The organism is Pantoea sp. UBA5923, assembly GCF_002431095.1.
Lineage (GTDB): Bacteria > Pseudomonadota > Gammaproteobacteria > Enterobacterales > Enterobacteriaceae > Pantoea > Pantoea piersonii.
In genome coordinates this window covers 93,537-107,243 of sequence record NZ_DJDN01000078.1, presented here as the reverse complement: position 1 = coordinate 107,243, position 13,707 = coordinate 93,537, and the positions used below count along the sequence as shown (strand labels likewise).

At 56.1% G+C, this 13,707-nt stretch carries 19 protein-coding genes and 1 other RNA gene; 9 read left to right on the top strand and 11 right to left on the bottom strand.

Annotation, left to right across the window (positions count from 1 at the left end):
- Positions 1 to 155 precede the first annotated feature (155 nt).
- On the top strand, positions 156 to 713 hold the full coding sequence (locus tag B3797_RS17845) for a YbaY family lipoprotein (protein ID WP_311782078.1): 558 nt from the start codon (positions 156 to 158) through the stop codon (positions 711 to 713).
- 31 nt (positions 714 to 744) lie between these two features.
- Here the strand turns inward: B3797_RS17845 and B3797_RS17840 are convergent, their stop codons facing one another.
- A complete protein-coding gene (locus B3797_RS17840) occupies positions 745 to 1,056 on the bottom strand; it encodes an MGMT family protein (protein WP_311782077.1) in 312 nt (103 codons plus the stop codon).
- A gap of 165 nt (positions 1,057 to 1,221) precedes the next feature.
- Here B3797_RS17840 and ffs point away from each other — a divergent pair.
- Positions 1,222 to 1,318, top strand: an RNA gene (gene ffs, locus B3797_RS17835) — signal recognition particle sRNA small type.
- A gap of 125 nt (positions 1,319 to 1,443) precedes the next feature.
- Here the strand turns inward: ffs and B3797_RS17830 are convergent.
- The 3 genes from B3797_RS17830 to B3797_RS17820 form a co-directional block, all read right to left on the bottom strand.
- A complete protein-coding gene (locus tag B3797_RS17830; RefSeq protein ID WP_120451305.1) occupies positions 1,444 to 1,662 on the bottom strand; it encodes an HHA domain-containing protein in 219 nt (72 codons plus the stop codon).
- Positions 1,663 to 1,685: 23 nt separating this feature from the next.
- A complete protein-coding gene (tomB, locus tag B3797_RS17825; protein ID WP_120451306.1) occupies positions 1,686 to 2,063 on the bottom strand; it encodes an Hha toxicity modulator TomB in 378 nt (125 codons plus the stop codon).
- Between the two features lie 148 nt (positions 2,064 to 2,211).
- A complete protein-coding gene (locus B3797_RS17820) occupies positions 2,212 to 2,565 on the bottom strand; it encodes a hypothetical protein (RefSeq protein ID WP_311782076.1) in 354 nt (117 codons plus the stop codon).
- 349 nt (positions 2,566 to 2,914) lie between these two features.
- Between B3797_RS17820 and B3797_RS17815 the strand changes: the two genes are divergently transcribed.
- From B3797_RS17815 to B3797_RS17805, 3 genes are read left to right on the top strand one after another with little or no spacing between them, the layout of a single operon-like run.
- On the top strand, positions 2,915 to 3,583 hold the full coding sequence (locus tag B3797_RS17815) for an ABC transporter ATP-binding protein (protein WP_311791781.1): 669 nt from the start codon (positions 2,915 to 2,917) through the stop codon (positions 3,581 to 3,583).
- Entirely contained in the window at positions 3,580 to 4,419 is an 840-nt protein-coding gene (locus tag B3797_RS17810; RefSeq protein WP_311791780.1) for a metal ABC transporter permease, read from the top strand. The genes B3797_RS17815 and B3797_RS17810 overlap by 4 nt, the downstream gene beginning before the upstream one ends.
- Positions 4,420 to 4,431: 12 nt before the next feature.
- Positions 4,432 to 5,310 (top strand): metal ABC transporter substrate-binding protein, encoded by an 879-nt coding sequence (locus B3797_RS17805; protein WP_311791779.1) that lies wholly within the window; start codon positions 4,432 to 4,434, stop codon positions 5,308 to 5,310.
- Between the two features lie 41 nt (positions 5,311 to 5,351).
- Here B3797_RS17805 and ykgO read toward each other — a convergent pair whose 3' ends face one another.
- From ykgO to B3797_RS17785, 4 genes are all read right to left on the bottom strand, one after another.
- Positions 5,352 to 5,492: a type B 50S ribosomal protein L36 gene (gene ykgO / locus B3797_RS17800; protein WP_071997379.1), complete on the bottom strand. Its 141-nt coding sequence runs from the start codon at positions 5,490 to 5,492 to the stop codon at positions 5,352 to 5,354.
- Positions 5,493 to 5,503: 11 nt separating this feature from the next.
- Positions 5,504 to 5,755 (bottom strand): type B 50S ribosomal protein L31, encoded by a 252-nt coding sequence (locus tag B3797_RS17795; protein ID WP_311791778.1) that lies wholly within the window; start codon positions 5,753 to 5,755, stop codon positions 5,504 to 5,506.
- Positions 5,756 to 5,914: 159 nt separating this feature from the next.
- Positions 5,915 to 9,070 (bottom strand): efflux RND transporter permease subunit, encoded by a 3,156-nt coding sequence (locus tag B3797_RS17790; protein WP_311782071.1) that lies wholly within the window; start codon positions 9,068 to 9,070, stop codon positions 5,915 to 5,917.
- A gap of 16 nt (positions 9,071 to 9,086) precedes the next feature.
- A complete protein-coding gene (locus tag B3797_RS17785; RefSeq protein WP_311791777.1) occupies positions 9,087 to 10,289 on the bottom strand; it encodes an efflux RND transporter periplasmic adaptor subunit in 1,203 nt (400 codons plus the stop codon).
- A 142-nt stretch (positions 10,290 to 10,431) separates the two neighbouring features.
- On the opposite strand from B3797_RS17785, the gene acrR reads away from it, so the two are divergent.
- Positions 10,432 to 11,070: a multidrug efflux transporter transcriptional repressor AcrR gene (gene acrR, locus B3797_RS17780; protein ID WP_311782069.1), complete on the top strand. Its 639-nt coding sequence runs from the start codon at positions 10,432 to 10,434 to the stop codon at positions 11,068 to 11,070.
- Here the strand turns inward: acrR and rsmS are convergent.
- The 3 genes from rsmS to priC are packed head-to-tail and all read right to left on the bottom strand — an operon-like array spanning position 11,067 to position 12,035.
- Entirely contained in the window at positions 11,067 to 11,222 is a 156-nt protein-coding gene (gene rsmS / locus B3797_RS17775) for a pleiotropic regulatory protein RsmS (protein WP_311782068.1), read from the bottom strand. The genes acrR and rsmS overlap by 4 nt on opposite strands.
- Before the next feature lie 9 nt (positions 11,223 to 11,231).
- Positions 11,232 to 11,477 carry a hypothetical protein gene (locus tag B3797_RS17770; protein WP_311782067.1) on the bottom strand — a complete coding sequence of 82 codons (246 nt, stop codon included), beginning with the start codon at positions 11,475 to 11,477 and terminating at the stop codon, positions 11,232 to 11,234.
- Between the two features lie 36 nt (positions 11,478 to 11,513).
- Complete coding sequence (gene priC / locus B3797_RS17765; RefSeq protein WP_311782066.1) at positions 11,514 to 12,035, bottom strand: primosomal replication protein; 522 nt, start codon at positions 12,033 to 12,035, stop codon at positions 11,514 to 11,516.
- A 56-nt stretch (positions 12,036 to 12,091) separates the two neighbouring features.
- Here priC and B3797_RS17760 point away from each other — a divergent pair, with 56 nt between their 5' ends.
- From B3797_RS17760 to B3797_RS17750, 3 genes are all read left to right on the top strand, one after another.
- On the top strand, positions 12,092 to 12,481 hold the full coding sequence (locus B3797_RS17760; protein WP_311791776.1) for a DUF454 family protein: 390 nt from the start codon (positions 12,092 to 12,094) through the stop codon (positions 12,479 to 12,481).
- 141 nt (positions 12,482 to 12,622) lie between these two features.
- On the top strand, positions 12,623 to 13,174 hold the full coding sequence (gene apt / locus B3797_RS17755) for an adenine phosphoribosyltransferase (RefSeq protein WP_120451319.1): 552 nt from the start codon (positions 12,623 to 12,625) through the stop codon (positions 13,172 to 13,174).
- 139 nt (positions 13,175 to 13,313) lie between these two features.
- Positions 13,314 to 13,707, top strand: a 394-nt coding sequence (locus B3797_RS17750; protein ID WP_311791775.1) for an AAA family ATPase, incomplete at its 3' end; no start/stop codon positions are given.

Below are 13,707 nucleotides of genomic sequence, written 5' to 3'. Positions count from 1 at the left end.
GAAAGATCCGACCAGTTAACGTCAATCAAAGAGTGCATCAGGCACCGACAGGAAATATCTGGATTTTATGCCAGGATTAACCCTATAAGGCGAATGAAATCCCAGTCGATAAATTCGCAGCCGATAATCATAGTGATCAGATGGAGACGACATCAATGAAACTCTGGCAAGTGGTAAGTGGTATTACGTTAATTGCAGCCGCCGCAGGTTGTGCCGATCACAGCAAATCTGTACCGGTGCCGACGCTGGGCGCAAGCGCAGCAGGACAGCAGGCGGCGATTGCGCAGCCAAATGTGAGCGGGTCAGTCTATATTCGTCAGCGCGTCGCGCTACCGCCAGACGCGGTGCTGACGGTTACGCTCTCTGATGCCACGATGGCGAATGCGCCGTCGAAAGTGCTTTCGCAGCGCGCGGTACACACGCGGGGCAAGCAGGCGCCGTTTAACTTCGTGCTGCCGTTTAATCCTGCTGATATCCAGCCCAACGCGCGTATTTTGCTGAGTGCGGCCATCACTATTGACGGCAAGCTGGCATTTATTACCGATTCCGTTAAGCCGGTAATTAACCAGGGCGGAACCAAAGCGGAACTGCTGCTGGTGCCGGTACCGCAAACGGCGCTGCCGACACAACCGGGCGCGGCCACTACGGTGCCGTCAACCTCTCCCACGCAGGTGACGCCGTCTTCTTCCGTACCTGCACCGACCAGCCTGTAATCTGATGAGAGCGGGGCGTATAGCCCCGCTGTCAGGGTTGCCAGCGATACTGTTCCAGCGCGATATGCCCATCGTCGCTTATCTCAATGCCTTCGGCCGCCAGCGCATCGCGCTGCCGAAGCAGATCGTCGCCCTGTAGTGAAATAGCGCCGTGGCGATTAATTACGCGATGCCACGGCAGCTGCGTGCCTTGCGGCAAACGACGCAATACGCCGCCAACCTGGCGCGCAGCGCGCGGCGAACCCGCCAGACGCGCAATATCGCCATAGGTAGCGACTTTTCCTTGCGGAATAGCGGCGACAATATGCCATATACGCTGCTGAAAACTCTCTTGCGGATCCATAACGTCGTTCCGGTAGGCGTAAAACGCTACTTTAGCATAGCGGCGCGCGCGCAGGCGGCACCCATTGTTCAAGAAAACAACGGTCACCCGGACGGCGCTTGCAATTGCCGGGGGCTTCCCTGATAATGCCCCCGCCTTCGAAAGAGGGCTTATCAATGGAGGCTCTGTTGGTCCTCCCGCAATGCTAACTTGTGAACTCGGTCAGGTCCGGAAGGAAGCAGCCGCAGCAGGCGACGCGTGTGCCGGGATGTGGCTGGCAGAGCCTCCACCATTTTCTCCCTCGGAAAATCCTCATACGTCTCTTATAACCGCCACTCCATGGCCAGTTAAAGATTTATTCAGAACAAAACGGGTTGGTTGTAGCAAAGGGAAAGGAAAAACAGTGTGTTAACGCACGAACTTCCATACTGAGCCAGGCACTTTGTCGTAAAGTTTATTCATCGTCAGTTCAGCCAGACGATGATCGGCGGCAGAGTAGAATACCGCCAGTTCGTCATCGGATAATTCATACTTATTCTTTTCAATTACGCGTTCAAGCGTATCGATCGAGCGGCAGCGTCTCAGCCGCATCAAATAATCAGTTTTAGTCAGAGTTTTATCGTTCATAAATAAACCGGTCTCATGTTTACCTAAATGGAGTGACTGGGTTGCTGAAGGTAAGCGCACTCTTCGCTAAAAAGATTAAATAAGCGCCGGGCAGAACGCTGCCACCGATTCAAATCTTGCGCATTGATACCGTAATTAGTGAATAGCATAAAGGTATCGTCAAGATAGTCGTCGATTTGCGTTATCAGATCTTCATCTTCAGCATGCTTTATTTTGTAATTCATCGTGAAAGAAGCAATGTGCTCAATCAAATCATTAAGCTGTAAATTGTTCTCGGAAGTCGGGTCGTTAACCCAGCCGTGATGACTGTCGGTCAGCGTCGCCATACTTTCATCAAACAGGTTCTCACACAGGAATTTAAGCTGGGCAATATCATGCCGTTTCGGTGAGTACTCGTCCATCTTTTTCCCCTCCATAGCTTGCACGGATACCGCAATGCGGCGAGTTAAGGTTAAGCGGCCAGGAAGCGATTATGAATAGCGGTCAGAGCTAGGGTTACATTAAATATAAGTCACAATCATTAGTTTTGCTCACCTCAATTACCAAATATTACAATTCGTCAGCGGGCGAAGGTTGCTGGTTGTCAATCAACTCAAACTCAAGTCTGCCGGGAAAAACATGAAACATAACCTGTTCTTCCCTGGTAAATGTCTCATTTAAATCCAGACAAGGACTAAATATATGTCCATCGAATTGATAAAGCATTTTAAAACGATTGCTGGCTAACTTTTCAACAGACTTTATTTTAAAACTCTCAGGAACTAACTGAGCGTGTGGTGAATACCATTGCAGATCGCCTGCCAGGGGTTGCGCTATTTTGGGAATATTCCGTTGGATAAACGCCTTTAATTCTGGGACGTCTGGGTTATCCGGGTTGATATTGCTTTCAAGCTGCAGTGACATAACGTTTACCGGTTCAGTAGAGTGATAAACCGATCATTAGGCTTGTGCAACCTCTTTGCAACTCATCTGTTAATGACAAAACCTATTGTTATTATTCGCAAACCTTTTTTTCTCATTGAATCAGATAAATGGCGGGGCATATCGTCAGCACGTCTGAGATCGTTGATACCTTTTGAAACATATTCCTTACGCGCAGCGGCACAGAGATACGATAGAGTATTGTTATGTTATAACATATAGGCTGTGTGATGAATCAGAGTGGAATGCTGCTTTCGCTGGGAGAAAGGTTAGCCGTCGCGTTGATGACTATCGCTCTGCTGGCGCTGGCAATCGTGTGGGGAATCGCTTCGTGATGCGTTTTATTCAACTTCAGGCGGGTTATCAGAACAGGGCGGTGACGCCGATCGTTAATGCTGAATTAACGTCTGGAAGTATGACGGCGCTGATCGGCGCCAACGGCAGCGGTAAATCTACGCTGCTGAAAACCATTGCCGGACTCATTAAACCGGTGGCCGGAAGGTGCGAACTGCAGCTTCCCCGCAAAGCCATCGGCTGGATGCCGCAGCGCAGCGAGCTGGAAACGCGCTTTCCCATAACGGTTTTCGAACTGGTGTCGATGGGCTGCTGGCCGCGCTGTGGCTGGTTCGGCGGCATCAATCGCGCCATGCGGCGCGAGATCGACGAGGCGCTGGAGGCGGTGCAGATGCGCGAGTTTGCCGAGGCACAGCCCGCCACGCTGTCAGGCGGTCAGCTGCAGCGCGTGCTCTTTGCCCGGCTGCTGATGCAGCGCAGCCCGCTGTGGCTGCTGGACGAACCTTTTAACGGTATTGATAACAAAACGGTGACGCTGCTGATGTCGATCCTGCAACGGCAGCAGCAGGCGGGCACAACGCTGCTGGTGGTATTGCACGATCGTCCGCTGGTCGAGCGCTATTTCAGCGACGTGCTGTCAATGGACGTTGATTCAAGCCGATCGGTCGCTAAGGCGTCAGTCGCGTTACGGAGCCTGGCGTCATGACGCTGATTCAGCCTTTTATTGAATTCGGCTTTATGCGCCGCGCGCTGATCGCCTGCGTGGCGCTGGCCGTCAGCGCTACACCGCTCGGCGTCTTTTTGTCGCTGCGTCGCATGAGCCTGATTGGCGATGCGCTTTCTCACGCGGTTTTGCCCGGTGCGGCTATCGGCTACCTGATTTCCGGTTTATCGCTGGTAGCGATGGGCGTAGGCGGGCTGATCGCCGGTCTGGCGGTCGCGCTGCTCTCTGGCGCGGTCAGTCGCTTTACGCCGCTGAAAGAGGACGCCAGCTTTGCCGGATTCTACCTGGGCTCGCTGGCGCTTGGCGTCACGCTGGTGTCGCTGCGCGGCTCCAGCGTCGATCTGCTGCACGTCTTGTTCGGTTCGCTGCTGGCGGTGGATAACCCGGCGCTGCTGCTGGTAGGGGGCATCGCCGCCTTTACCCTGCTGATGCTTGCGGTTATTTACCGACCGCTGGTGATTGACGCTTTCGATCCCGATTTTCTGCGCGCTCAGGGCAAATGGAGTGCGCCGCTAGTTCACGGGCTTTTTCTGATGCTGGTGGTGCTGAATCTGGTGGCGGGCTTTCAGGTACTCGGCACGCTGATGTCGGTCGGGCTGATGATGCTGCCCGCTGCCAGCGCGCGGTTCTGGAGCCGGCATCTGGCATGGATGCTGGCCGTCGCTATGGCGCTGGCGATAGCCGCAGCCGTTATCGGGCTGATTCTCTCCTGGCGCTATTCGCTGCCGGCGGGGCCGGCGGTGGTGCTGAGCGCCGCGCTGATCTTTTTCCTTTCCATTCTGGCAGGGCCATGCGGCGGCATTTTGCGCCGCCATTAAACAGGGGTATTTATGAAAAAGTTACCATTAAGTCTGGCGATTGGCGCGCTGCTGATTAGCCCGTTATCCATGGCGAAAACCGTTAATGCCGTCGCGAGCTTTACCGTACTGGCAGACATTGTGAAGCAGGTCGGCGGCGAGCATGTCAGTGTGAAATCGCTGGTGGGGCCAAATGGCGATCCACACACCTTTGAGCCTACGCCGCAGGACAGCCAGGCGCTGGCTAAAGCAGATATCGTATTCGTCAGCGGCCTTGGCCTTGAAGGCTGGATGGATCGTCTGGTCAGCGCCTCTGGCTATAAAGGCGAACCGGTGGTCGCCTCGCGCGGCGTTTCAACGCGCAGCATGGAGGAAGAGGGCAAAACCGTTACCGACCCGCATGCATGGAACAGCATGTATAACGGCGTTATCTACGCCACCAACGTAATGAACGCCTTGATTAAAGCTGACCCGCAAGATGCTGATGCTATTCGACGCAGCGGCGAAAACTATATTCAGAAGCTGCAGGCGCTGGACAGCTGGGCGAAAACATCCTTCGCGACGGTACCGGCGGCGAAGCGCAAGGTGCTGACCAGCCACGATGCCTTTGGCTACTTCGGCCAGCGCTACGGCGTAACCTTTCTTGCGCCGGTGGGCTTTTCTACCGAAGCGGAGGCCAGCGCCAGCGAGGTGGGGGGCCTGATAAAGCAGCTACAGGCCGAGCATATCCACAGCTACTTTATTGAGAATCAGACCGACCCGCGCCTGGTGAAGCAGATTGCCAGCGCAACGGGCGCGCAGCCGGGTGGCGAACTCTATCCGGAAGCGCTTTCGCAGTCCTCCGGCCCGGCGCCGACCTATGTCGCGGCGTTCCGGCATAACGTAGATGCCATGATCCGCAGCATGAAATAAAAAAGGCCGGGGAGTTCCCCGGCCAGCTATCACGACACATCCTAACGTTTTTTCTTTCTTCCCTGTACCGCTTTAAAGCGCGGGTTCGATTTGCAAATCACAAACACACGTCCATGACGCCGCACGATCTTGCAATCCTTGTGGCGCTTCTTTGCCGACGCCAGCGAACTTAGTACCTGCATCTGTAATGCTCCTATTTCTTAAGAAAGCGACCGAAGCGCTGATTGAAACGCGCGGCGCTGCCTTCTTTGGCAAAGTCTTTCTGCTTGCCGGTGTAATAGACATGGGAAGCGGAAGAGACATCCAGCGTCACATAGGGCAGGGTTTCGCCTTCAAACTCGATGGTGCGCTCCGTTTTAATGGTGGAGCCGATTTTGAAATATTGATCGACGGTAGTGTCATGGAACACGACCGGGCGGTAAGCAGGATGGATATTCGGTTTCATAACGCCTCCAAATGTTATGTTATAAAGTAACATTATTATGGCGCTCATCCATCCTGAATGCAACTCTGATTAATGCCTGAACGGGAAGAGTGAAAGGAAAGCGGGCAGGCAGCCAATAAAAAAGGCCGCTTGCGCGGCCTTTTGTGAGTCAGCAAAAGATTAGTGCTGATGGCTTTGTTCGGTCGGGTGACCTTTTTCCAGCTCCGATTTGTTCTTGCTGAAGCGGCGACGTACCACCACGAAGAACACCGGAACGAAGAAGATCGCCAGCGCGGTCGCCGTGACCATACCGCCCATTACGCCGGTACCGACGGCGTTCTGCGCGCCGGAACCCGCGCCGGTGCTGATCGCCAGCGGCAACACGCCGAGAATAAAGGCCAGCGAGGTCATCAGGATAGGACGCAGACGCATACGGCACGCCTCCAGCGTCGCTTCTACCAGACCTTTGCCCTCTTTCTCCATCAAATCCTTGGCGAATTCGACAATCAGAATGGCGTTCTTCGCCGACAGGCCGACGGTGGTCAGCAGACCCACCACAAAGTAAACGTCGTTGCTCAGTCCGCGCAGCGTGGTAAAGATCAGCGCGCCGATAACACCGAGCGGCACCACCAGCATTACCGAGAACGGAATTGACCAGCTCTCATAAAGCGCTGCCAGACAGAGGAAGACCACAATCAGCGAGATGGCATAGAGCGCAGGAGCCTGGTTGCCGGAGAGTCGTTCCTGATAGGACATGCCGGTCCAGTCATACCCGATGCCCGCAGGCAGTTTCGCCGCCAGCTGTTCCATCAGGTTCATGGCGTCGCCGGAGCTTTTACCTGGCGCAGCCTGGCCCAGAATCTCCATTGACGGCAGACCGTTATAGCGTTCCAGACGCGGCGAACCATACTGCCACTTCGCCGACGAGAAGGCGGAGAAGGGAACCATATTGCCGCTGCTGTTGCGCACGTACCACTTGCTGATGTCGTCAGGCAGCATACGGTCTTTGGCCTGACCCATTACGTAGACCTTCTTCACGCGACCGCGATCGATAAAGTCATTAACGTAAGAGCCGCCCCAGGCCGCACCCAGCGTAGTATTGATATCAGAGAGCGACACGCCCAGCGCCTGCGCTTTTTCCTGATCGACAGTCAGCTTGTACTGCGGCGTATCTTCCAGACCGTTAGGACGCACGCCTACCAGCGTATCGGCGTGCTGCGCCACCATACCCAGCAGCTGATTACGCGCTTCGGTCAGTTTTTCATGGCCGAGGTTATTCTGGTCGATCAGTTCAAAGTCGAAGCCGGTGGCGTTACCCAGTTCGATAATCGCCGGCAGGTTGAATGGGAACACCATTGCATCTTTAATCTGGCCCAGCGCCGCCATGGCGCGGCCGGCGATAGCCGGTACCTTCAGATTGCTGCTGCTGCGTTCATCCCAGGGTTTCAGACTGACGAAGGCGATACCGGTGTTCTGACCGCGGCCGGAGAAGCCGAAGCCGTTAACGGTAAACACCGACTGCACGCTGTCCTTCTCTTTATTCAGGAAGTAATCCGTCACCTGATCCAGCACCTTCTGCGTACGCTCTTGCGTCGCGCCCGCAGGCAGCTGCGCCTGAGCAAGCAGCAGACCCTGATCTTCTTCCGGCAGGAACGAAGAGGGGAGGCGCAGGAACAGATAGGCCATACCCACAACGATCACCAGATAGATCACCAGATAACGGCCGGTGCTGCGCACGATATGACCTACGCTGTCGACGTAATGGTTGGTGCTCTTGTCGAACAGGCGGTTAAACCAGCCGAAGAAACCTTTGGTTTTGCCATGCTCGCCTTTCTGGATCGGCTTCAGCAGGGTGGCGCAGAGCGCGGGCGTCAGGATCAACGCCACCAGCACCGAAAGCGCCATAGCGGAGACGATGGTGATGGAGAACTGACGATAGATAACGCCGGTTGACCCGCCGAAGAAGGCCATCGGGATAAATACCGCTGACAGCACCAGCGCGATACCGACCAGCGCGCCCTGAATCTGCTCCATCGAGCGGCGCGTCGCCTCTTTCGGCGGCAGACCCTCTTCGCCCATTACGCGCTCGACGTTCTCTACCACCACGATGGCGTCATCCACCAGCAGGCCGATGGCGAGCACCATACCGAACATCGTCAGCGTGTTTATCGAGTAGCCGAAGGCATTGATGATGGCAAAGGTGCCGAGCAGCACCACCGGCACCGCGATAGTTGGAATCAGCGTCGCGCGGAAGTTCTGCAGGAAGAGATACATGACCAGGAATACCAGCACGATCGCTTCAAACAGGGTCTTAACGACTTCGAAGATCGAGATTTTAACGAACGGCGTGGTGTCATAAGGGTAAACGACTTTCAGGCCGGCCGGGAAGGTGGACTGCAGCTTGCCCAGCTCCGCCTTCACCGCGTTAGCGGTATCCAGCGCGTTGGCGCCGGTCGCCAGTTTGATACCGATACCGGATGCCGGTTTGCCGTTAAAGCGCGCAACGACCTCGTAGTTCTCGCCGCCCAGCTCGATTTTCGCCACGTCGCGCAGGCGCACCTGCGAACCGTCGGTATTAACCTTCAGCAGAATTTTGCCGAATTCGTCGGTAGAGGTAAGACGCGTCTGCGCAATGATCGAGGCGTTAAGCTGCTGATTTGGCGCGGCAGGCGCGCCGCCCAGCTGACCCGCCGCTACCTGGGCGTTCTGCGTGTTGATGGCGCTAATGACGTCAACTGGCGTCAGCTGGTAGTTATTCAGCTTGGCCGGGTCCATCCAGATACGCATCGCATACTGCGCACCGAAGATCTGGGTATCGCCCACGCCGGAGGTACGGCTAATGGGGTCCTTGATATTCGATGCGACGAAGTCTGCGATATCGTTCTGCGTCATGGAGCCGTTATCGCTGACGAAACCCGCCACCATCAGGAAGCTGCTGGAGGATTTCTGCACCTGAATACCCTGCTGCTGCACTTCCTGCGGCAGCAGCGGCATCGCCAGCTGCAGTTTGTTCTGCACCTGGACCTGCGCGATATCGGGATCGGTGCCGGATTCGAAGCTCAGGGTCAGCTGCAGGTTACCGGAAGAATCACTGTTTGATGAGAAGTACATCAGCCCATCAATACCGTTCATATTCTGTTCGATAACCTGCGTCACGGAATCCTGAAGCGTTTTCGCATCCGCGCCTGGATAAGCGGCACGAATCTGTACGGCCGGCGGAGCAACGTTGGGATATTGCTCGATCGGCAGTTTGAGAATCGATAGCGCACCCGCCAGCATCACGATGATGGCGATTACCCACGCAAAGATGGGGCGATCGATAAAGAACTTAGCCATGTATCAACGGCTCCTGTTAAGACGAAGATTTTTCAGACTGGGTCTGAGATTGCGCATTCGCGTCAGATTTTTGCTCGGCAGAGACTTCCTGCGGCGTCACCTGGGCGCCTGGCTTCGCGCGCTGAGTGCCGACGCTGATGACGCGTTCACCCTCTTTCAAGCCAGAGGTCACCAGCCATTTGTCACCGATCGCCTGCGCGGCGTTGACATTGCGTACCTCAACCTTGTTGTCCGCGCCAACCACCATCACGGTCGCCTGACCGGTCGGGGTGCGCGCTACAGCCTGCTGTGGAACCAGCAGCGCATTCGGGTTGGTACCTTCTTCCAGACGCGCGCGGACGAACATGCCCGGCAGCAGACGGTGATCCGGGTTCGGCACGATGGCGCGCAGAGTGATAGAACCGGTGGTCTCGTCAACCGTTACGTCAGAGAACTCCAGCGTGCCTTTCTGCGGCGATTCGCTGCCGTCCTGCATCAGCAGGGTTACGCTGGCCTTGCCGTCGACCTGCTTCAGCTGGCCAGACTCCAGTTCTGCACGCAGACGCATAAACTCGTCGCTGGACTGGGTTACATCGACATACATCGGGTCGAGCTGCTGCACAGTGGCCAGCGCGGTGGTCTGCGCACTCTGCACCAGCGCGCCTTCGGTCACGGACGATTTGCCGATACGGCCGCTAATAGGCGAGGTTACTTTAGTGTAGGCAAGGTTAATGCGGGCGGTTTCGACATTCGCCTTGGCGACCTGCACTGCGGCGGCGTTCTGCGCGGCGGTAGCAACGGCGTTATCGTAATCCTGCTGGCTGATATATTTGGTACCGAGCAGCGGCTTGTAACGGTTAACCGTTAACTGCGCGATGCGCGCGTTGGCTTCAGCCTGCGCCAGATCGCCTTTTGCGCTGTCGTAGCTCGCCTGATAGGTTGCAGGATCGATCTGATAAAGCGATTCGCCCGCTTTGATGTCGCTGCCTTCCACAAAGTTACGTTTCAGAATGATACCGGAAACCTGAGGGCGCACTTCAGCCACGCGATAGGCGGAGGTACGACCCGGCAGCTCGGTGGTGATCTTCAGGGGTTCGCTTTTAAGGGTGACAACGCCCACTTCCGGCGGATGTTGCTGGGCGGCTTGCTGGGATTTATTATCATCACATCCTGTTAACACAAAGCTGCCTGAAAGCATCAGGACGGCCGCCAGAGGCGCTAATCCTCTGTTTTTATTCATAAATAAACCTCTAGTGTCCGATATCAATTGATCAATGGATCACAAACCGATAAACCCATTGCTGCGCTAAAACCCGGGTCGTGCTATGGTACATACATTCACAAATGTATGTAAACTTGCCAGTTTGTAAAAAAAGCTCCCTATGGCACGAAAAACCAAAGCCCAAGCGCTTGAAACGCGTCACCAAATTCTTGATGCCGCCCTTGCACTCTTCTCCTGCCAGGGCGTTTCCGCCACTTCTCTTGCGGATATTGCGGCAGCGGCTGGCGTGACGCGGGGCGCGATCTACTGGCACTTTAAAAATAAAGCCGATGTGTTACACGAGATCTGGCTGCGCACCGACGCTGGGCTTGATGATGTGGAACTTGAGTATCAGACAAAATACCCCGGCGATCCACTTTCCGTCTTACGCGCAATGCTGATCTATATCTTTGAAGCGACAGCAAAGGATCCGCAACGCCGCGCGCTGATGGAGATCATTTTCCATAAGTGCGAATTCGTCGGCGAAATGGCTGCGCTGCAAATCATGCAGCAAAGTTTGCTGTCGGAATGTTATGACAAAATAGAAGACGTTTTGAAAGAGTGTATTGAGGCAGGACAACTACCCGTCACACTCAATACCCGCCAGGCGGCGCTGCTGCTGCGGGGCTACGTCAACGGCATGATGGAGAGCTGGCTGTTTACGCCAGAGAGTTTCGACCTGGCTGCGACCGCGCCGCAAATTGTCGAGTCGTTTATCGATATGCTGCGCCTGAGCCCAACGTTAACGGCTTCGCATTAGGCCTGCTGCTCTGCGGCGCGCTTCTTCTCAAAGTCGCGCTGTACAATCGCCAGCGCCGCCAGCACGGTGTCGGCTGGCAGCTGGTTCTCTTCCAGCAGCTGAATCAAATCTACCGCCAGTTTTATTTCGTCAGGGGCGTTTTCCAGTGACATTGTGGCTCCTCATATGCGCAATTTCGCTGCGACCAGCATCATCGCTAACGCGCCGGCCAGCGCGATACCGAGCGCGGCAGGGTGAAGCGTCGCCAGCGAGCCAAGACCAAAGTAGCTGGCGATATAGCCGCCGACTAGCGCGCCGATAACCGCCAGCACCAGCGTGGCGGCGAGACCGCCGGGCCGACCGGGGAAAAACCGCCGCTTTAGCCAGCCCGCGACCACGCCAGTGATAATCCAGGCTACGATTCCCATTTCAGGCTCCTGAACAGGTGGCGCTAAGTATAGGCGTCAGATGGCGTCGCCGCGCAGCGAAAGCGCCCAGCTCACCGCATGAATCGCCTGACGACAGCGCGCCATGCGGCCTTCCAGCACCTCAAGATCCTGTTTGAGCTGCTGCTGCGTCGCCAGGCTCTCCGCCAGCGCCAGTCGCTGTTCGCGCTGGTCGATCATCGCCTGTAGTCGCCTTTCATATTCGCGGTACTCTTCCAGCTTCTGCTGGCGCAGCGACGCGACGGGCCTTTCACGGCGCGGGCGCAGCTGCTGCGTGCTGGCTTCGCGCTGCAGGGCGGCGATTTGATTCACCAGCTTTTCCGCCAGCCAGGCGCGCTCTTGCGCATTCGCAGAGGCGCAGAGCAGCTGCAGATTACGTTCGATCTCCTGCAGATAATCGGCCAGCCGCGTGCCGGTGGTGATAAACAGCTGTCTGTCGAAGCGCGGCGTGCGGCAGCGTCCGTCGGGGTGACGGGCGATCTGCGCCTTAAGCGCCGCCAGGCAGGCGGTGAGACGCTGTTGTGTGGTGGCGTCCGTCATCATCTTTTCCTTATCTGTGCTAACGTAGCGCGGAGGCAAAGGATCCAGGCAACGCTATGCAACGTATTTTACTTCTGACTCTCGGCTGGCTGGCCATCATACTCGGCGCGCTGGGCATTGTATTACCATTATTACCGACCACGCCATTTGTGCTGCTGGCCGCCTGGTGTTTCGCTCGCTCCTCGCCGCGTTTTCATCACTGGCTGCTGTGGCGTTCGCCGTTCGGCCGCTATCTGCGCCACTGGCAGCAGCACCGCGCTATGCCGCCGGGCGCGAAAGGGCGCGCCGTTGCACTAATGCTGGTGACCTTCGGCGTGTCGCTCTGGATAGTGAAAATTCTGTGGGTGCGCGTTTTTCTTGGCGTAATGCTCTGCATTTTGCTGCTGATGATGTGGCGTATTCCTGTGACGGCGGAATCGCCCGACGATCGCGCGCCACCGCGATAAGGTTGCATTTAGCCGACCATTTGCTTAGATTTGGGCATCTTCGTGCGTGGCTTCCCTTTTTTTACTCTCTGCGTCTGATTCATTTTGGAATCTGACGCTATGGAAGCTGCGCGATATAAAGTTTTTACCAGGCGTAACATTATGACCGCAACTGCGCAGCAGCTTGAATTCATTAAAGAGAGCATCAAAAGCATTCCGGATTACCCGAAACCGGGGATCCTTTTCCGCGACGTCACCAGCCTGCTGGAAGATCCTAAAGCCTACGCCGCGACTATTGCGCTGTTTGTTGAGCGCTACCGCGATCAGGGCATTACTAAAGTCGTCGGAACCGAAGCGCGCGGCTTCTTGTTTGGCGCACCTGTCGCCCTGGCGTTAGGCGTCGGCTTCGTGCCGGTGCGTAAGCCTGGCAAACTGCCGCGCGAAACGTTCAGCGAATCCTATGAGCTGGAATATGGCACCGATGCCCTCGAACTGCACAAAGACGCCATTAAGCCTGGCGACGTGGTGCTGGTGGTGGACGATCTGCTGGCGACTGGCGGCACTATCGAAGCCACGGTCAAGCTGATCCGCCGCGCGGGCGGTGAAGTTAAAGACGCAGCCTTTGTGATCAACCTCTTCGATCTGACCGGCGAATCCCGCCTGAAAGCGCTGGGCATCAACTGCTACAGCCTGGTCAACTTCCCGGGTCACTAAGTGACGATGGCCTCGCCGTGTGCGAGGCCAGCAAGTGATAGGCAATGCCCGCCGTCGCTGTTAAACTACTGCAACGATATACAGGGGTTGCAGCGCGTCTGCGCTCATCTTTCCAACCACATCCAGTGATCGAATCCACATGAGCTATCAGGTACTTGCGCGAAAATGGCGTCCCCAGGCATTTGCTGACGTTGTCGGTCAGGAACATGTCCTGACCGCGCTGGCGAATGGACTGTCACTGGGACGTCTCCATCATGCTTATCTCTTTTCCGGCACGCGCGGCGTAGGTAAAACCACCATTGCGCGCCTGCTGGCGAAGGGACTTAACTGCGAAACCGGCATCACCGCCACGCCATGCGGCCAGTGCGACAACTGTCGCGAGATTGAACAGGGCCGCTTCGTCGATCTGATTGAGATCGACGCTGCGTCGCGCACGAAAGTCGAAGATACGCGCGATCTGCTGGACAACGTGCAGTATGCGCCCGCGCGGGGCCGCTTTAAGGTCTATCTGATCGACGAAGTGCATATGTTGT